17 protein-coding genes are annotated in these 17061 nt (G+C 71.3%); 6 read left to right on the top strand and 11 right to left on the bottom strand.

From position 1 onward, the window contains the following. Positions 1-10: 10 nt before the first annotated feature. Positions 11-1108, top strand: coding sequence for an ABC transporter ATP-binding protein (locus tag DLJ49_RS04325; protein WP_115392286.1), 1098 nt, complete (start codon positions 11-13; stop codon positions 1106-1108). Further along, positions 1108-1887: an HpcH/HpaI aldolase family protein gene (locus DLJ49_RS04320; RefSeq protein ID WP_115392285.1), complete on the top strand. Its 780-nt coding sequence runs from the start codon at positions 1108-1110 to the stop codon at positions 1885-1887. Before DLJ49_RS04325 ends, DLJ49_RS04320 begins: the two co-directional genes overlap by 1 nt. 134 nt (positions 1888-2021) lie before the next feature. Here DLJ49_RS04320 and DLJ49_RS04315 read toward each other — a convergent pair whose 3' ends face one another. The 10 genes from DLJ49_RS04315 to guaA all read right to left on the bottom strand — a co-directional run bounded on the left by DLJ49_RS04315 (position 2022) and on the right by guaA (position 12581). After that, a complete protein-coding gene (locus tag DLJ49_RS04315; RefSeq protein WP_115392284.1) occupies positions 2022-2561 on the bottom strand; it encodes a GNAT family N-acetyltransferase in 540 nt (179 codons plus the stop codon). Between the two features lie 200 nt (positions 2562-2761). Continuing rightward, complete coding sequence (locus tag DLJ49_RS04310; protein WP_158547387.1) at positions 2762-3697, bottom strand: glycosyltransferase family 2 protein; 936 nt, start codon at positions 3695-3697, stop codon at positions 2762-2764. Positions 3698-3857: 160 nt separating this feature from the next. Next, positions 3858-4475 (bottom strand): TetR/AcrR family transcriptional regulator, encoded by a 618-nt coding sequence (locus DLJ49_RS04305; protein ID WP_115392282.1) that lies wholly within the window; start codon positions 4473-4475, stop codon positions 3858-3860. Then, entirely contained in the window at positions 4468-5364 is an 897-nt protein-coding gene (gene ppk2 / locus DLJ49_RS04300; protein WP_115392281.1) for a polyphosphate kinase 2, read from the bottom strand. Before ppk2 ends, DLJ49_RS04305 begins: the two co-directional genes overlap by 8 nt. A gap of 85 nt (positions 5365-5449) precedes the next feature. Further along, positions 5450-6430: an alpha/beta fold hydrolase gene (locus tag DLJ49_RS04295; RefSeq protein WP_115392280.1), complete on the bottom strand. Its 981-nt coding sequence runs from the start codon at positions 6428-6430 to the stop codon at positions 5450-5452. Then, positions 6381-7328, bottom strand: coding sequence for a homoserine O-succinyltransferase (gene metA, locus DLJ49_RS04290; protein ID WP_115392279.1), 948 nt, complete (start codon positions 7326-7328; stop codon positions 6381-6383). The genes DLJ49_RS04295 and metA overlap by 50 nt, the downstream gene beginning before the upstream one ends. 34 nt (positions 7329-7362) lie before the next feature. Then, on the bottom strand, positions 7363-8244 hold the full coding sequence (locus DLJ49_RS04285) for an ATPase (RefSeq protein ID WP_115392278.1): 882 nt from the start codon (positions 8242-8244) through the stop codon (positions 7363-7365). Between the two features lie 187 nt (positions 8245-8431). Next, entirely contained in the window at positions 8432-9637 is a 1206-nt protein-coding gene (locus tag DLJ49_RS04280) for an OmpP1/FadL family transporter (protein WP_115392277.1), read from the bottom strand. 175 nt (positions 9638-9812) lie between these two features. Further along, complete coding sequence (locus DLJ49_RS04275; RefSeq protein WP_115392276.1) at positions 9813-10709, bottom strand: DMT family transporter; 897 nt, start codon at positions 10707-10709, stop codon at positions 9813-9815. Between the two features lie 270 nt (positions 10710-10979). Next, positions 10980-12581 (bottom strand): glutamine-hydrolyzing GMP synthase, encoded by a 1602-nt coding sequence (guaA, locus tag DLJ49_RS04265; RefSeq protein ID WP_115392274.1) that lies wholly within the window; start codon positions 12579-12581, stop codon positions 10980-10982. A gap of 184 nt (positions 12582-12765) precedes the next feature. On the opposite strand from guaA, the gene purS reads away from it, so the two are divergent. The 4 genes from purS (at position 12766) to DLJ49_RS04245 (ending at position 16586) form a co-directional block, all read left to right on the top strand. Next, on the top strand, positions 12766-13005 hold the full coding sequence (gene purS / locus DLJ49_RS04260; protein WP_115392273.1) for a phosphoribosylformylglycinamidine synthase subunit PurS: 240 nt from the start codon (positions 12766-12768) through the stop codon (positions 13003-13005). Positions 13006-13123: 118 nt separating this feature from the next. Then, the gene (locus tag DLJ49_RS04255; RefSeq protein WP_115392272.1) at positions 13124-14167 is read left to right on the top strand and encodes an alcohol dehydrogenase catalytic domain-containing protein; all 1044 of its coding nucleotides are present in this window, start codon (positions 13124-13126) and stop codon (positions 14165-14167) included. Positions 14168-14177: 10 nt separating this feature from the next. Further along, a complete protein-coding gene (gene purQ / locus DLJ49_RS04250) occupies positions 14178-14852 on the top strand; it encodes a phosphoribosylformylglycinamidine synthase subunit PurQ (RefSeq protein ID WP_115392271.1) in 675 nt (224 codons plus the stop codon). 141 nt (positions 14853-14993) lie between these two features. Further along, positions 14994-16586 (top strand): trimethylamine methyltransferase family protein, encoded by a 1593-nt coding sequence (locus DLJ49_RS04245; protein WP_115392270.1) that lies wholly within the window; start codon positions 14994-14996, stop codon positions 16584-16586. Positions 16587-16678: 92 nt separating this feature from the next. Here the strand turns inward: DLJ49_RS04245 and DLJ49_RS04240 are convergent, their stop codons facing one another. Next, a complete protein-coding gene (locus DLJ49_RS04240) occupies positions 16679-16972 on the bottom strand; it encodes a DUF6477 family protein (protein WP_115392269.1) in 294 nt (97 codons plus the stop codon). Between the last annotated feature and the right edge of the window lie 89 nt (positions 16973-17061).

Raw genomic sequence — 17061 nt, 5'->3', positions numbered from 1 at the left:
GACGATCGGCATGGCCGGATTGACAATGACCGACGTGGAGAAGGCCTACGGCGACGTGAAGGTCCTCTCCGACATCAATCTCGACATCAAGCAGGGCGAGCTGATCGTTTTCGTCGGGCCGTCGGGCTGCGGCAAGTCCACCCTTCTGCGGATGGTGGCGGGGCTCGAGAAGATCACGGGTGGTGACCTGACCATCGACGGCGTGCGCGTCAACGACATGCCGCCCGCGCAGCGCGGCATCGCGATGGTGTTCCAGTCCTACGCGCTCTATCCGCACATGACCGTGCGGGACAACATGTCGTTCTCGCTCAAGCTCGCCGGCAAGTCGAAGGCCGAGATCGACGAGGCGGTGAACAAGGCGGCCCGCATCCTCCAGCTCGAGCCCTATCTCGACCGTCTGCCCAAGGCGCTGTCGGGTGGCCAGCGGCAGCGGGTGGCGATCGGGCGGGCCATCGTGCGCGACCCGAAGGTGTATCTCTTCGACGAACCGCTCTCGAACCTCGACGCGGCGCTCCGGGTGGCCACGCGGATCGAGATCGCGCAGCTCAAGGAGTCGATGCCCGACTCGACGATGATCTACGTGACCCACGACCAGGTCGAGGCGATGACGCTCGCGACCCGCATCGTGGTGCTCGCGGGTGGCGGCATCAGCCAGGTCGGGGCGCCGCTCGAGCTCTACGAGAAGCCGCAGAACGAGTTCGTCGCCCAGTTCATCGGCTCGCCCGCGATGAACCTGCTGCCGGGCGAGATCGTCGAGACCGGCAACCAGACGAAGGTGCACATCGATGGCGGCAAGGGCGCTGTCCTGTCGAATTACCCGTCGCGCGACGACGACAAGGGACGGAAGGTGAAGGTCGGCATCCGGCCGGAGGATTTCCACCCGGTCGACGGCGACGACTGGGCGTTTTCGGGTACCGTCGACATCGCCGAAAGCCTCGGCGAGGTGACGGTGCTCTACTTCCAGAAGGACGCGATCGGCCAGCAGGAGCAGGTGATCGCCAAGCTCAACGGCATCCACTCCGACATGCGGGGCCGGACGGTGCACATGTCGGCCGACCCGGCCAAGGTTCACCTGTTCGCCGACGGCCTGTCGCTGCTCTACCGCTGATGGTGCTGCCGCCGAACCGTCTGAAGGCGGCGCTGGCGCGCGGCGAGGTGCAGACCGGGCTGTGGCTGACGCTCGCCGATGCGGGCGTGGCCGAGATTGCCGGGCGCGCGGGTTTCGACTGGTGTCTGATCGACGGCGAGCACGGGCCCAACACCGTCACCACCGTGCAGGCGCAATTGCAGGCGCTCGAGGCAGCGGGTTGCCCGGCGGTGGTGCGGGTGGCGGCCAACGACCCGGTTCTGCTCAAGCAGGCGCTCGATCTCGGGGCGCAGACGGTGCTGGTGCCGATGGTCGAAACGGCGGAGGAGGCGGCCGCCGCCGTCGCAGCCTGCCGCTACCCGCCGCGCGGTATGCGGGGCGTGGGCGCGATGGTGGGGCGCGCCTCGCGCTGGGGGGCGGTCGCCGACTACGCCACGGCCGCCGATGCCGAGATCTGCGTGATGGTGCAGGTCGAGAGCCGCCGCGCCGTCGACAGCGCCGGCGCCATCGCCGCCGTCGAGGGGATCGACGGGGTGTTCGTCGGCCCGGCGGACCTGTCGGCCGACATGGGGCATCTCGGTGCCCCCGGCCACCCGGAAGTGCGCCGCGCGATCGAGGGGGCGCTCGACGCGACCCGTCGGGCGGGCAAGGCGCCCGGCATCGTGGCCTTCGACATGCAGGAGGCGATGGACTTCGCCCGCCTCGGCGCACGCTTCCTCGGGGTGGGAGCCGACGCCTCGGCGCTTGCCGCCACTCTCGGGCAGCTTGCGACGGAGGCGCGCGACGGCCTCGCGCGCTGAGGCGCCCCGGCCCGAGACGATCCCGCGCGCCGACCGCGATGGGTGGCCTCGCGTCGGGTGTCGTCAGCGGCGGCGGAGGCCGTCGGCGCGCCTTGGGCGAGGGTCATCTCGCCAAGCCGGCTTTCGGGCGGACCTTACCAGTAGGCGGCATCGTCGAGCGCCGCGGCGCAGGTCGCGGGGCCCGTGAGCGGGGCAATATCGCCCCCGTCCAGCGCCTGCCCCATCCAGCCCTCTGGCTGCGACAGCGGCTGCGGGGGCGGGGCCGTGGCTTCTGTCACGGGGCCGAAGCCGACCTTGCCGTAGAAGGCGGGGTCACCATAGGTCAGCGCCACGTCGGCGCCCTCGGCCCGCAGCGTGTCGAGCGCGTGGCGGATCAGCGCCTGCCCTGTTCCCCGGCCCTGCCATCCTGGCCCGACCGCCATGGGTGACAGCAGGACGACCCTGCGCGCGTCGCCCGCGTAACGCAGCCGGGTGAAGATCACGGCGCCGGCCAGCGCGCCCTCGTCGGATGCGGTGAAGACGCGGAGCTCGTCCGGCGGCGTCCGGTCGAGGAGGTCGCGCACGAGCCGGCCGATCAGCGCGCCTTCCTCGGCCCCCTCCGAGGCGGTGAAGGTGGTGGCGAAGAGATCGACGATCTCGCGCTCCCTGCCGCCGGCTCCATCGGCGAGATCCATTCTCCCCTCCCTGCGCGTGCCCTGTTCGCGATACCGTCCCTTGAGGCGCGCACCTCGACCTTGCGTCAAGCGACGAATCGGCGAGGCCACCCGCGCCGCGCCGGGCCCGCCTCCGTGCAGCCATGCCCCGCACCGGCCCGTTTCCTGCACAGGCAGTGCACACGATGGCCCGTCCCGCCCGGTCCGACCGCATCCGCCGGTCAGCGCCCGGCCGTGCTCTCGGCCTCGGCGTGGAACTCGGCGGCCGCCGGGGCATAGTGGCGCGACCGCCCGCCCACGGCGCCGCGCAGCGCGCCCGTGGCGGCGCCGAGCTTGTGCACCGCACGCGCCACGGCGAACCGTCCGCCGACGGGCGTTGCGAGCAGGAACAGCAGCGCGTCGACGCCGCGCGCCACCGCATGCCAGAGCGCGCGGAGCGGGCCCTTGCGGCTCAGGCGGACCGCGTTGGTCGACTGGTCGCGCGCCCGGCTGAAATGGTAGCGCAGGGTCAGTCGCTTGAGCGGCGTCGGCTCTTCCACCCATGCATCGGGAATCCAGCCGATGCGGGCGCCGGCGCGCTTCATCTGGAGGCTGAAGCGGGTGTCCGAGCCGCCCGAGACCTCGAGCCGTTCGTCGAACCGCAGGCCGAGTCGCTGCTGGGTCGACAGGCGCAGCGCCCAGTTGTTGGTGTAGATGTTGATCAGATGGTCGCGGCCCGAAGCGGCTGCCTTCGCCCGGTCGCCGTTGCGGCGCCGGGCGCGGTGAGTCAGGTGTCGAAAGACGGCGGCGTTCCAGGCGGTCATCGTCTCGGACGCAGCGGTCAGGCGCACGGGGCCACCGCCGAGATCGAGGCGCCGCCGCTCCATCCCCTCCACGAGTTCCACCAGCCAGTCGCGCGTGACCACCTCGTCGTCGTCGACGAAGGTGAGCAGGTCGGCATCTGCGGCGAGCGCCATGTCGAGGACGCGGTTGCGGGCATGGGGAATGCCTGCGCGAGGCTCGAGCTCGAGCCGCACCTCCTCGGGCACGTTCTCGCGGAAGTCGTCGACCTGCGGGCCGACCGAGAGCGCGTCGTCGTTCTCGGCGAAGAGAAAGATCACCTCGCAGCCCCCGGGCCGGCGCATCTCGACGAAGCTCGCGAGAAGATCGGCGAACATGTGCGGCCGCCGCCGCGTGATCGCGCCCACTGCTACCCGCATCTGTCTCCCCGCTGGTCCCCCTGCGCCCTGTCTAGCGTCGCGGCCCGGGAAGGCCAACAGGCCGCTGCGGGCGCGCAAGATGCGACGCGGCGGCACCGATGCCGGCGGGCGGAACGGATCAGGTATCGGCCGGGATCAGGCCGAGGCCGCGCAGGTAGATGCCGATGCCGGTCTCGAGCAGATCCTCGGGCGGGAAGGGCGCCCGCCCGCCCGGCGCGCCGCGCATGTAGAGCTCGACCACCCCGTGCGACATCGCCCAGACATGGGCCGAGAACATCTGCGGCGGCGGGCGCCGCTCTGCGGGGATGTGCTGCGACAGCTCCTCCGCGGCGCGCTCGAGCACGCCGCGCGCCGCCTCGGCCGCGCGCGCCAGCTCGGGCGTGCGGTTGACCGACACGCCGGACTCGAACATCGCCTGGTAATGGCCGGGGTGCTTGGCGGCGAACGCGAGATAGGCCCTCCCCGTCGCCTCGAACTTCGCAAGTGCCGAGGGGCCGCCGGTGGCATAGGCGTAGTCCATCACCTCGGCGAAGATCTCGTAACCCTGCAGCGCGCATTCGGCGATCAGGTCGTCGCGCCCCTCGAAATGGCGGTAGACGGCCGCCGGCGTCACCCCCGCCGCCTTGGCCGCCTCGGTGAGGGTAAAGCCCTGCGGACCCTTCTCCTCGATGAGCTGCAGAGCGGCGTCGACGAGAGCCTGGCGAAGATTGCCGTGGTGATAGCCGCGCTTAGCCATGCCACGGGGTGGGGCCGCCGCAGATCGCCGGGTCGAGCGTGCCGACGACATCCGGCTCCTTGCCGTGGTAGTCCACCCGGCCCAGCACGGTGCGGATGGCGGCGAGGCGGGCGCGGCGCTTGTCGTCGGAGCGGATCAGGGTCCAGGGCATGTCGGGCTCGTGGGTGTAGGTGAGCGTCTCGCCGATCGCCGCGGTGTAGGCGTCCCACAGGTGCAGGCCCTCGACGTCGATGCGGCTGAGCTTCCACTGCTTGAGCGGGTCGCCCTCGCGCGCGAGCATCCGGCCGAGCTGCTCGGCCCGGCCCACGTTGAGCCAGAGCTTCACCAGCACGATCCCCTCCTGCACCAGCGCCCGCTCGAAGGGCGTCACCTGTCGGAAAAAGCGCGCCCGCTCCTCGTCGGTGCAGAAGCCGAAGACCTTCTCGACCACGCCGCGATTGTACCACGAGCGGTCGAACAGCACGATTTCGCCGGCCGCGGGCAGGTGGGCGATGTAGCGCTGGAAATACCACTGGCTGCGCTCGCGGTCGGACGGCGCAGGCAGCGCGGCGACGCGGGCGACGCGGGGGTTGAGGTTTTCGCGGAAGCGCTTGATCGTGCCGCCCTTGCCGGCGGCGTCGCGCCCCTCGAACAGGATGCACAGGCGCGCGCCCGTCGCCTTGACCCAGGCCTGCAGCTTGGCGAGCTCGACCTGGAGCGCCTCGAGGTCGCGCGCGTAGGCGTCCTTGTCCATGCGTTCGGCATAGGGGTAGGGGGGCACGAGGATCGTCTTGCCCTCCGCCGCGCGGACGGCCTCGCGCACCTCTTCGGGCGCCTCATTCTCGTAGAAGCGCGAGATGGCGCCGTCGAACGGCCTGGGGAGCGTCTTGCTCGGCACACGTTTCTGCATGGTCTCCCGGCTCTCCGCCCGCGCCCGATGGGCCGTCACTATGGCCGCGCGGCGGGGGCGGCGCAACGGCGGCCCCGGTGTCGTGTCAGGTCAGCCCGGCGCGGGCGGCGACGCGGTCGATGGCGGCGATCGCGGCGTCCGGGTCGGAATGGTGGGGCATATGGCCCACGCCCGGAAGCAGCGTGAGGCGGGCGCCGGCGATACGCTCGACCATGCGCGCGCCGTGGATGCGCACGGGCACGATCTCGTCGGCGGTGCCGTGGACCACCTCGACCGGCAGGTCGAGGCCGCCGTAGCGCGCCGCCATGTCGACGATGTGGGGGCGCAGCGTGTTCACCTGCCGGGCGTTCGCGCGCAGCGTGGCCGGCCGCAGGGTGAGGCCCACGCCGATATGAGCGGCATAGCCCGGCGGCGGCGCCTGCGGCGCGAACACGGCCGCGATGGAGCGGTGGATCAGCGCGGGCGTGGCCAGGCGCGAGACGAGCGGCACCACCGTCGCCCCGCCGAGGCCCGACGAGGCGATGGCATACCAGGGCCCCAGCCCGCCGGGCCATGGCATGGTGGCGCCCGCGAGCGAGACGATGCCGGCTGCGCGGGCGGGCCGCTCCAGTGCCCAGGCCATCGCGACCGCCGCGCCGTAGGAATGGCCGACGATCACCGCGCCCCCGATCCCGAGCGCCGCCGTCGCATCGTCGAGCAGGGCTGCCTGCTCGGCCGGGCTTTCGCCGCGTGCGTGCAGGGCGGGGGTGTGGCCGAGGCCGGGGCGATCGAACGCCACCACGCGGTAGCGCAGGGCGAGGCGGGGAGCGAGGTCGAACGTGTAGTCGCGCCCGCTGCCCGACGCTCCGTGTATCAGGACGACCGCCGGCGCGCCCTCCGGCCCCGAGACATGGGCGTGCACGCGCCGGCCGCCTGCCTCGACGAAGCGCCCCGTGGGCGGGTAGGCGTCGGGCGAGGTGGCGATGCGGGGCGGCGGAGGCGTCGCGCCCGACAGGGGGCCGGGTGCGTCTGGCGCGCTAGCGCGCGGCGGCGCGCGCCGCTTCGGCGGGGCCTTTTCCGATGTCATCGGGGTCGAATGGCGTTGTCTGGTATATCTGGTTGATCCAGTTGCCATATAGAAGGTGGGCGTGGCTCCGCCAGCGGTTCAGCGGCGGCAGGCGCGGATCGTCGCCGGGGAAGTAGTTGACCGGAACCGCGATGTCCTTGCCCGCCTCCACGTCGCGTTCGTATTCCTCGCCCAGCGTCGTGCTGTCGTATTCGAGGTGATTGAAGATGTAGAGCGCGCGGTGCGCCACGTCTTCCACGAGGCACGGGCCCACCTCCCAGCTGTCGAGCAGCACCGACAGGCCCGCCGCCTGCATCTCGTCGCGCTTCATCTCTGTCCAGCGCGAGACGGGCACGATGCAGTCGTCGGAGAAGCCGTTGAGATAGGGCGAGGCGGGAGCGCGGTTGGCGTGGCGGAAGCAGCCGAAGGCCTTGGCCGGCAGCATGTGCTTTGGCGTGCCGTGGAAGTGATAGGCCATCGCCATGCCGCCCCAGCACACCCCGAAGGTCGAATGCACGTTGGTCTGCGTCCAGTCGAAGACCTCGCGCAGCTCGTCCCAGTAGGTCACCTCCTCGTAGGGCAGGTGCTCGATCGGTGCGCCGGTGATGATGAGGCCGTCGAACCGCTCGTGCCTGACCTCCTGGAACGGGCGGTAGAACGCCTGCATGTGCTCGGCGGCGGTGTTGCGCGTCTGGTGCTCGGTCATCCGGATCAGCTGCAGGTCGATCTGAAGGGGCGTCGCGCCGATCAGGCGGGCGAACTGCGTCTCGGTCTGGATCTTCCTGGGCATCAGGTTGAGCAGGCCGATGCGCAGGGGGCGGATGTCCTGCCGGGCGGCGCGGTCCTCGCCCATGACCATGACGCCCTCGCGGCTGAGGACGGAATAGGCGGGCAGGTCTTCGGGCAGCTTGATCGGCATCGGTTACGTCCACGGGAGAGCGAGGCAGATACGCCTAAGGCTGCGCGCGTTCAAGCGCGCGGGCGACCAGCGCGACGAACGCCGCCTCGTCGGTCACGCCGGCCGCCTCCTCGGCGGTGACGGTCACGCCCCAGTGCCGCGCCATCGCGGCGTAGCGCGGCTGGCGGTGGGCGAGGGCACGACCGTAGGCATAGACGGCGAAGGCGTCGGGGTCGACCTGCGCCTCGGCGCAGCCCGTCTCGGCGAGATAGGCCTGCCACGTCTCGGTCAGGAAGGCCGGCTGGTAGGCCATGGGCTTGGGCGCGCGGCGGAAGCGGCGGGTCAGCTCCTCGCGGTGCGCCTCGCTCCCCTCGATCCAGACGAGCAGCATCGCGCCCGCCAGCGCCTGCAACACGCGGTCGTCCGGATCGTGCGGGTCGACCACTTCGCAGATCGAGCCGCCGGTGTCGCAGACGAAATGGGGATAGCCGTAGATCTCCTCTGCCTTCGCGATGAATTTCGGCGCATCCAGAAGGGCCGAGATCTCCGACTCCTCGTGCTCGGCCTGGCGGCGGCGGTATTCGGCGATGGGCAGGCCGCCCTTTTCGGGATCGCCCGGCTTGCCGAGATAGGTCGAGAGCGGCGCCAGGTTGTGGAACGTGATGTTCGAGGCGATGTAGATCGAGTCCGAGCGCAGCAGGTGCGCGAGATGCGGCACCTTCATCGCCTCGCGCTTGAAGCTGTCGGCGATCAATTCGCCCATGTAGCGGGTGCCGATCCGGTAATCGACCGAGTAGTGGAACCAGCCGCCCGCCTCGCGCAAGAGCGAGGCGAGGTGCGTCTTGCCGAGGCCCGACATGCCGAACAGGGCCACGCGTCGGGAGGGCGCCGCCTCCCACGCGGCGGGGCTGTCGTAGAGAAGGGGCGCATGTCGCATCGCTCCGCGCTCTAACGCCCCCGGCGCGCGCGCGCCAGCCGTTTCGCCGGCCGCCGCTCCCGCGCCGGCCTCCGCTCCGCCCCCTCCCCGTCGGCGCGACCGCGTCGGGGCCGGCGGCAAAAGCCTTTCAGAAGGCTTTTGGCAAATTCCTTTCGACAAGGAATTTGCGCCCGGCCCCGGCCGTCGGTCAGAAGCGGTAGCCGATCGAGACGCCGAGCGTCAGGGCCGAGTTGTCGTCGAAGGTCGCCCGTGGCGTGTCGGGCGTGCCCGTCTCGGGCCGCGAATTGCCGACCCAGGTATACCGCGCGCCCGCCGACAGGGTGACATTCTCGGCCACGTCGTAGGAGCCGCCGAGCCCGAGCGCGAAATACCCGTTGTCGGGCGCCAGCGGCGAGATGAGGTCGTTCTCGTCGGTCTCCTCCCAGGCGATCGAGACCTGTCCCGCGAAGGCGTCGGTGAAGCGGCGGCCCAGGCCGAGCGTCCAGGTCCGGCTGTCCTGCAGGCTCACGAGGCCGCCGCGAGAGGCGGCGGTGAACAGCTCTGGGTCGATCCGGAACTCCGACCATTCCGCCCATCGGAAGGAGCCGAACAGCAACGTGTCCTCGGCGATGCCGGTCTGGAAGTCGATGTTGACCGAGCGCGGCAGCTCCACCTCGGTCGTGCTCTTGCCGATCTTCCGCCCCAGGTAGAACTCGGTCGTCTCGAAATCGTGCACGATGGGCGAGTTGTAGGTCAGTGCCACCCGCAGCGCGATCTCGGGGATCTCGTAGGCGACGCCCGCCAGCCAGCCCACGTCGGTGCGCTGGTCGAGCTCGACCGAATAGCCGTTGAAGCCCCCGGCGAAGGGCGGCGCGCCCGGCGGCACCGCCGCCTGGGGGATGCCGTAGGCGAGGCCCGACAGGGTGATCTCGCCCGAGCCGCGATCGATCCGCAGGCCGCCGTGGACCGACCAGTTGTCGTCGAACCGCCAGCGCAGCATCGCGGTCAGCTGGTCGCTGTCGGCCACCGCTTCGGTGCCGCCCAGCTCGGTCGTGTCGCTGTCGCCGTTGTATTCGATATCGGCGCCGAAGGGCTGCGAGAAGAGGATCGCTGCCGAGAGCCGCTCGGTCACGTCGACTTTCACGCCGGCCGAGAGATTGCTGAAGTCGAGCGCGACGCCGGAATAGGCCGTGCCGGCGGGGATGCGCCCGGTGGGATTGAGAGGCCAGGCCGATACCAGGCCCGTGCCCCTGCCCGAGAAAGACGGCATCGTGCGCGCGAAGGACAGCTCGGCGTAGTTGCCCGGCTCGAACAGGATGCCGACGGGCTGTCCCGTGCGGTCGAGCCCGCCGGCGAAAGCGGCGAGGGGGGATGCGCCGATCACCAGCGCGGCTCCCAGAAAGGTACGGATCATGCTCCTCCTCCGTGCGGTGCCGCGCCGATGGGCAGAGGCGGCGCCTTTTTCATCCGATCCCCGGACTTTTCCGTCCGGCGGTTGCAGGAGCAATTCGAACGCTGCGTCAGCCCGCCGCAAGCGAGTCGTCTGCGGCAGGGCTGCCACAACCTGGGGCTGTAGCGGGCGCGCGGGCTCAGCCGCGGCGGATGTTGACCCAGTTCGCCCCGAGGATCAGCGCCGCGCCGAGGGCGACGGCGAGTTCCAGCGGCTCGCCGTAGAAGACCATGCCGATCACGGCGATGACAGGCAGGCGGAGGAAGTCCATCGTCATCACCACGCCGGCCGGCGCGAGGGAGAGTGCCGTGGTCAGGCAGTAATGGGCGCACAGGCCCGACAGCGCGATCAGCGCGAGCCAGGGCAGGCCGGTGGCCGAGGGGAGCGCGATGTCGCCGTCGGCCCCGGCGAAGGCGAGGCCGAGCACGGCCTGCATTGCCGAGAGCCAGAACAGGATGCAGACCACCGTCTCGGAGCGGGTGAGCCTGCGGGTGAACAGCGCCGAGCCGGCGAAGCCGAGCGCCGCGCCCGCCGCGGCGAGAATGCCCGGCTCGAGCGTGCCGAAATCGGGGCGGGCCACCACCAGCACGCCGGCGAAGCCGAGCAGCGCGGCGAGCACGCGTGCCCGCGTCAGCCGCTCGCCCAGCACCAGCGGCGCGAGCAGGGTGGCCCAGATCGGCGCGGTGAACTCGACCGAGAAAAGCTGTGCGAGCGGGATCAGGGGAAGGGCGAAGAACCACAGGTTCTGCCCCGCGAAGTGGGCGCAGTTGCGGATCGCGTGCAGCCCCATGTGCCGCGTCGTGATCTCGCCGAGCCGCCCCCAGGCGCCGGCCACGGCCAGCACGATCGCCAGGCCGATCAGCGAGCGGTAGAGCATGATCTCGAACGTGTCGTGGTCGAGCGAGACGGCGCGGCCGGCAACCGCCATGGCCGAGAAGGAGGCGATGGCCCCCGTCATCCAGGCAGCCGCGACGAGCGGGCGCGATGCCGGCTCGGCCGTGACGGGGGGGCGGGACGGGGCGCGCGCGTCCGTCATCGGTCCTGCCGGACGCGGCCGCCGCGCGCCGTGCCCGTATTTGCCCCCGGGGCCATGGCCGTGCGGACGATCACCGCAGCCTTGGCGCCGCGGGCGGGTGCCTCGCTGAGCATCGTGGGCCGGCCGGGCTCGCGCGGGGCGGGTCGGAGGCGCGGTGCGATCTCGGCCGTCGGGAGCGAGACGCACCTGACCGCGGCCCGTGCCGCGGCATGGAAAGGAAGGATTTCAGGCGCGTCGTTCCCCGCCGGGCCATCGGTCATCGGGGGCCGGTCATTCGAGCTCGATCGTGCCGGGAGGCTTCGACGTGATGTCGTAGCTCACCCTGTTGATCCCGCGCACCTCGTTGATGATGCGCGTGGCCGTCTCGCCGAGGAAGTCGTGGGAGAAGGGATAGTAGTCGGCTGTCATCCCGTCGACGCTCGTCACCGCGCGCAGGAGGCAGGCGTAGTCGTAGGTGCGCCCGTCGCCCATGACGCCCACGGTGCGCACGGGCAGAAGCGCGGCGAAGGCCTGCCAGATCTCGTCGTAGAGGCCGTGACGGCGGATCTGGTCGATGAAGACGGCGTCCGCCTCGCGCAGGATCGCGAGCTTGTCGCGCGTCACCTCGCCGGGGCAGCGGATGGCGAGGCCGGGGCCGGGGAAGGGGTGGCGGCCGATGAAGCTGTCGGGCAGGCCGAGCTCGCGGCCGAGGGCGCGCACCTCGTCCTTGAACAGCTCGCGCAGGGGCTCGACCAGCTTCATCCCCATCTTCTCGGGCAGCCCGCCCACGTTGTGGTGCGACTTGATGGTGACGGAGGGGCCCCCCGCGAAGCTGACGCTCTCGATCACGTCGGGATAGAGCGTGCCCTGGGCAAGGAACTCGGCGCCGCCGGCCTCGGCCGCGTGTTTCTGGAACACCTCGACGAAGAGGCGGCCGATCGTCTTGCGCTTCGCTTCGGGGTCGGTCGTGCCTTCGAGCGCGTCGAGGAAGAGGTCGGATTCATCGGCGTGGATCAGCGGGATGTTGTAGGCGTCGCGGAACACGCCCACGACCTCTTCCGCCTCGTTCTTGCGCAGCAGGCCGTGATCGACGAAGACGCAGGTGAGCTGGTCGCCGATCGCCTCGTGGATCAGCACGGCTGTGACGGCCGAATCGACCCCGCCCGAAAGGCCGCAGATCACCCGGGCATCGCCCACCTGCGCGCGGATCTGCGCGATGGCCTCGTCACGGTAGGCGCCCATCGTCCAGTCGCCGGTGAAGCCCGCCTCGCGCACGAAGTTCTGCAGGAGTACCCGGCCCTTCGGCGTGTGGTGCACCTCGGGATGGAACTGCACGGCGTAGAAATGCCGCTCGGGGTCGCCGGTGATGGCGAAGGGCGCACCCGGCGAGGTGCCGTAAACGCGAAAGCCGGGGGCGAGCTCGGCCACATGGTCGCCGTGGCTCATCCAGACGGGCTCTGCCCCGCCTTCGAACCAGCCCGCGAGCAGGGGCAGGGGCGTCTCGGCCGGCGTGACGGAGGCGCGACCGAACTCGGCGGTGCCGCCCTTGCCCGGCGCGCCCGCCTCGACCCGTCCGCCGAGCGCGTCCATCATCGCCTGCTGGCCGTAGCAGATGCCGAGCACCGGCACGCCCATCTCCCAGAGCCGCTCCGGCGGACGCGGTGCGCCCTCGCGCGTCACGCTGTCGGGTCCGCCCGACAGGATCACGGCGCGCGGCGCGAAGGCGGCGAGGAAGGCGTGGTCAACCTTCTGGTAGGGATGGATCTCGCAATAGACGCCGAGCTCGCGCAGGCGGCGGGCGATAAGCTGGGTCACCTGGCTGCCGAAATCGACGATCAGCAGGCGCTGGTGGTGGACATGCGGGGCCACATCGGCCGTCTCGGGCGCGGACATGGCTCCCGCTTAGGCCCGGCCCTGCGGGCGCGCAAGGGGGCGCGTCCCCTCCCATCGGCTCCCGCGTCTGCCCCGGAATACCCGGACCGGGACGATACGGCGCGGGAAGGGACAGGCACGGCACGCCCTTTCCCTGCGCCGGCGGGCGGGATAGAGCAGGGCAGGCCAGAGCAGGGAGACGGTCATGAAGGCGACGGTCACGGTCATGCTGAAGGATGGCGTGCTCGATCCGCAGGGCGAGGCGGTGCGCTCGGCACTTGGCACGCTCGGGTTCGCGGGCGTCGAGGGCGTGCGCCAGGGCAAGGTGATCGAGCTCGATCTCGCGGCGACCGACCGGGCCGCCGCCGAGGCCGAGGTGCGGCGCATGTGCGAGGAACTGCTCGCCAACACCGTGATCGAGAGCTACCGGGTCGAGCTGTCGTGACGCGCAGCGCCCGCAGGCAGGGCTCTCTGGCCGGAGAGGGGCCTGCACCTCGCTTTCGGTGCATCGGGCCGCGCGGGCGAAAGGGCGCCCGACGCCCTGCCGGGGCGGGAGCGCCGGCATGAGGGCGGCGCGCCTGTGGGCCTGGCGGGCGCCGCTGGAGATCGGGGCCGCGCCCGACCCCGCACCGCCGCCGGGCGGTGTCGTGCTCCGGGTGCTTGCATGCGGCATCTGCCGGTCGGATTGGCATGCCTGGACGGGGTCCGACCCCGACGTGAGGCTGCCGCACACGCCCGGCCACGAGTTCTGCGGCGAGGTGGTGGCCGTCGGCCCGGGCGTGACGCGCTGGCGCGTGGGCGATCGGGCGATCGCGCCGTTCATCCTCTCGTGCGGGGCTTGCCCGGCCTGCGCCGCCGGCCAGCAGACGACCTGCGCCGGCCAGGTGCTGCCGGGCTTCACGGTCGACGGGGCCTTCGCCGAATACGTCGCCGTCGATCATGCCGACGCCAACCTCGCCGCGCTGCCCGAGGGGCTCGACCCTGCTCTGGCCGCCGCGATGGGCTGCCGGGTGACGACCGCGTGGCAGGCCCTGACGGGGCGGGCGGCCCTCGCCCCGGGCGAGTGGCTGGCGGTCTGGGGCGCGGGTGGCGTGGGGCTGTCGGCGCTGATGCTTGCCCGGGCCATGGGCGCGCGGGTGGTGGTGGTCGACGTGGTGGCGGCAAGGCTCGATCACGCGCGCGCGCAGGGGGCGGAGGCGGTGGTGAACGCGGCAGAGGGCGATCCGGTGGCCGCCGTGCGCGAGATCACCGGCGGCGGGGCGCATGTGGCGCTCGAGGCGCTTGGCGTGGTCGAGACCACGGCCAATGCGCTGAGGTCGCTGAGGAAACTCGGCCGGATGGTGCAGGTGGGGATGCCCGCGGGCTCGCATGCCACGATGGCGCTGCCGTGGGATGCGGTCTATTCCGGCCAGCTTGCGGTCTACGGCACGCGGGGTATGCCGGCGCATCGATTCCCCTCGCTCTTCTCTCTCGTCGCCGCCCGCGGGGTGGACCTGTCGCCTCTGATCGCCCGGCGCGTGGCCCTGTCCGAGGCCACGGCCGAGCTCGCCCGATTCGACGGGCCCGCGCCACCTGGCGTGGCCGTCATCACCAATTTCGCCGCCTGAGGGAGCGCCCATGCACGCCGCCGTCATCACCTTTCCCGGCTCCAACTGCGACCGCGACCTGCACGAGGCGTTCCGCAAGGCCGGCTTTCGCGTGAGCGCCGTCTGGCACAAGGATACCGCGCTGCCGGAGCCGGTCGACGTGGTCGGCCTGCCCGGCGGCTTTTCCTACGGCGACTACCTGCGCTGCGGGGCGATCGCGGCGCATTCGCCGGTGGTGCGCGCCGTGAAGGATTTCGCCGGGCGGGGCGGTCACGTGCTGGGCATCTGCAACGGCTTTCAGGTGCTGACCGAGGCGGGGCTGCTGCCGGGCGCGCTGATGCGCAACGCCGGCCTGCGCTTCGTCTGCCGCCCGGCCGAGCCGCTGATCGTGGAGAATGGCGAGACCGCCTTCACGCGGGGCTGGGGCGCGGGGGCTCGGATCGCGTTGCCCATCGCCCACCATGACGGAAACTACCAGGCGGATACCGCCACCCTCGACCGGCTGGAGGGCGAGGGGCGGGTGGCGCTCCGCTACGAAACCGACGCGGCCAACGGCTCGGCCCGCCGCATCGCCGGCGTGCTGTCGCAGAACGGGCGCGTGCTCGGGATGATGCCGCATCCCGAGAGGGCGGTCGACGCGGCCACGGGCTCCGAGCAGGGCGCGGCCGTCTTCGCCGGGCTCGCCGGGGCCTTCGCCGCCGCCTGAGCGCGGCAGGTCAGGCGCCCTTCCGGGGCGCGTGGGGTGCCCCATGTCGGTTTTCCGCCATGAGGGGGCGCTGCGGCGCATCGTCTTGACGGGTCGGGGCGCTATTTCGCACACACTCGGGCGAGCACGGGAGGATCGGGCATGTCGGACGCGGCGGAGAACCTCGGCGAAGATGGAGGCGCGGCACGCGGCGGGCGGCGCCGATCGCGCGGCAGCGGGGGCGGCGCGGCCCGCCGGGCCGAACGCTCGGCCCTGCGGATCGAAGCGGCGCGCTTCATCGAGCGCAACATCCCCGACTTCGAGGTGCTGACGGCGGAGGCGATCGAGATCATCGAGGCCAATGCCGAGACGGTGCTGCAGGAGATCGGCGTCGCCTTTCCCGACAATCCCGGTGCGCTCGCCCGCTGGAAGGAGGCGGGCGCCGATGTCTCGGGAGATCGTGTGCGCCTGCCGAAGGGCCTTGCACGGCAGCTCTGCGCCACTGCGCCCGCGCATTTCGAGCAGCATGCGCGCAACCCCGAGCGGAACGTGACCATCGGCGGGCGCAACCTCGTGCTCGCGCCCGTCTACGGCCCGCCCTTCGTGCGGGACCGCGCCGGCGGGCGGCGCTACGCGACGCTCGAGGACTTCCGCAACTTCGTGAAACTGACCTACATGTCGAAATGGTTGCACCATTCGGGCGGCACCGTGTGCGAGCCGACCGACGTTCCGGTGAACAAGCGCCACTACGACATGCTGCTGGCGCACATGACGCTCTCGGACAAGCCGTTCATGGGCTCGGTGACCGAGCCGTCCCGCGCCCGCGACAGCATCGAGATGGCCGACATCCTGTTCGGCAGGCACGAGGGCGGGGGCCTCGACGGCCGGACGGTGATGACCTCGCTCGTCAACATCAACTCGCCGCTCACCTTCGACAACGTGATGATGGGGGCGCTCGAGGCCTATGCCGAGGCGAACCAGGCCTGCATCGTCTCGCCCTTCGTCGTGGGCGGCGCGATGGCGCCGGTCTCGGTCGCGGGCACGCTGACGCAGGTGCTGGCCGAGGTGATGGCGGGGGTGGCCTATTCCCAGCTCGTCCGTCCCGGCGCGCCGGTGATCTTCGGCACCTTCGTCACCTCGATCGACATGAACTCGGGCGCGCCCACCTTCGGCACGCCGGAGGCGGCGCAGATCACCTACGGCGCGGGGCAGCTCGCGCGGCGGCTCGGGCTGCCCTACCGTTCGGCCGGCGCCTTCAACGGATCCAAGCTGCCCGACGCGCAGGCCGCCTACGAGAGCGCCAATTCGCTCAATGCGGGCCTGCTCGCGGGCGTCAACTTCATGCTGCACGCGGCCGGCTGGCTCGAGGGCGGGCTCGTCGCCTCCTACGAGAAGTTCGTGATGGATGCCGACCAGCTCGGCGTGCTGCACCGGCTCGCCGCGGGCGTCGACGCGGGCGAGGCGGCGCAGGCGATGGACGCGATCCGCGAAGTGGGCCCGGGGGGGCACTACCTCGGCTGTGCCCATACCCAGGCCCATTTCAAGGACGCGTTCTGGAAGTCGGACGTGCTCGACTACAAGCCTTTCGAGACGTGGGAAGACGAGGGTGCGCGCGATACCGAGGCGCTCGCCGAAGCGCGGGTGAGTCGCCTGCTCGGCGACTACGAGGCGCCGCCGCTCGATCCGGGCGTGCGCGAGGCCCTCGAAGCCTTCGTCGCCGAGCGCAAGGCGTCGCAGCCCGACGCGTTCATCTGAGAGAACGGCGCCTCGCCCCGGCCGACAGGCCCCCCCTCGGGGCCAGGGCCGGGGCGGTGGCCGGGATTACAGAATGGTTCCCGTTGCGGCACTCAGGCCTGCGGCGCAGTGCCGCGGACCAGCCGCGATTCGGCCATCAGCGCAATCAGGATCTCGAGATGGCGGGCGATCGAGTATGCCGCGTCGCCTCGCTTGCGCGTGTCCTCCTGCGCCGCCTCCATGTCGATCAGACGCGGCAGCGCGTCGCTCGGGCCGGGCAGGGTTTCGCCCCGAAGGATGCGGCGCAAATCCCTGTTTCGATTGTATTCCTCGATGCCAAAGCGGGCCGCGCGCACCAGCAGGCGGGGGCGGCGGGTAACGGCGAGCGTTTCCAGGATAGCGGTCATCGGCAGTCTCCTTGAGCGATGCCGACAAGCTACACAACCTATGCGGGTGTTGCGGTCTGGGGATAAAACCGCACGGTGCAGCGAGGATT

Source organism: Rhodovulum sp. 12E13 (genome assembly GCF_003340565.1).
In the GTDB taxonomy this organism is placed as follows: Bacteria; Pseudomonadota; Alphaproteobacteria; order Rhodobacterales; family Rhodobacteraceae; genus HLUCCA09.
The sequence above is the reverse complement of the archived record's forward strand: the minus strand, read 5'-3'. Positions and strand labels throughout refer to the sequence as shown.

Coding starts and splice junctions, on each gene's coding strand:
- DLJ49_RS04325 (WP_115392286.1), top strand. CDS start 11: ATGGCCGGATTGACAATGACCGACGTGGAGAAGGCCTACGGCGACGTG.
- DLJ49_RS04320 (WP_115392285.1), top strand. CDS start 1,108: ATGGTGCTGCCGCCGAACCGTCTGAAGGCGGCGCTGGCGCGCGGCGAG.
- DLJ49_RS04315 (WP_115392284.1), bottom strand. CDS start 2,561: ATGGATCTCGCCGATGGAGCCGGCGGCAGGGAGCGCGAGATCGTCGAT.
- DLJ49_RS04310 (WP_158547387.1), bottom strand. CDS start 3,697: ATGTTCGCCGATCTTCTCGCGAGCTTCGTCGAGATGCGCCGGCCCGGG.
- DLJ49_RS04305 (WP_115392282.1), bottom strand. CDS start 4,475: ATGGCTAAGCGCGGCTATCACCACGGCAATCTTCGCCAGGCTCTCGTC.
- ppk2 (WP_115392281.1), bottom strand. CDS start 5,364: ATGCAGAAACGTGTGCCGAGCAAGACGCTCCCCAGGCCGTTCGACGGC.
- DLJ49_RS04295 (WP_115392280.1), bottom strand. CDS start 6,430: ATGACATCGGAAAAGGCCCCGCCGAAGCGGCGCGCGCCGCCGCGCGCT.
- metA (WP_115392279.1), bottom strand. CDS start 7,328: ATGCCGATCAAGCTGCCCGAAGACCTGCCCGCCTATTCCGTCCTCAGC.
- DLJ49_RS04285 (WP_115392278.1), bottom strand. CDS start 8,244: ATGCGACATGCGCCCCTTCTCTACGACAGCCCCGCCGCGTGGGAGGCG.
- DLJ49_RS04280 (WP_115392277.1), bottom strand. CDS start 9,637: ATGATCCGTACCTTTCTGGGAGCCGCGCTGGTGATCGGCGCATCCCCC.
- DLJ49_RS04275 (WP_115392276.1), bottom strand. CDS start 10,709: ATGACGGACGCGCGCGCCCCGTCCCGCCCCCCCGTCACGGCCGAGCCG.
- guaA (WP_115392274.1), bottom strand. CDS start 12,581: ATGTCCGCGCCCGAGACGGCCGATGTGGCCCCGCATGTCCACCACCAG.
- purS (WP_115392273.1), top strand. CDS start 12,766: ATGAAGGCGACGGTCACGGTCATGCTGAAGGATGGCGTGCTCGATCCG.
- DLJ49_RS04255 (WP_115392272.1), top strand. CDS start 13,124: ATGAGGGCGGCGCGCCTGTGGGCCTGGCGGGCGCCGCTGGAGATCGGG.
- purQ (WP_115392271.1), top strand. CDS start 14,178: ATGCACGCCGCCGTCATCACCTTTCCCGGCTCCAACTGCGACCGCGAC.
- DLJ49_RS04245 (WP_115392270.1), top strand. CDS start 14,994: ATGTCGGACGCGGCGGAGAACCTCGGCGAAGATGGAGGCGCGGCACGC.
- DLJ49_RS04240 (WP_115392269.1), bottom strand. CDS start 16,972: ATGACCGCTATCCTGGAAACGCTCGCCGTTACCCGCCGCCCCCGCCTG.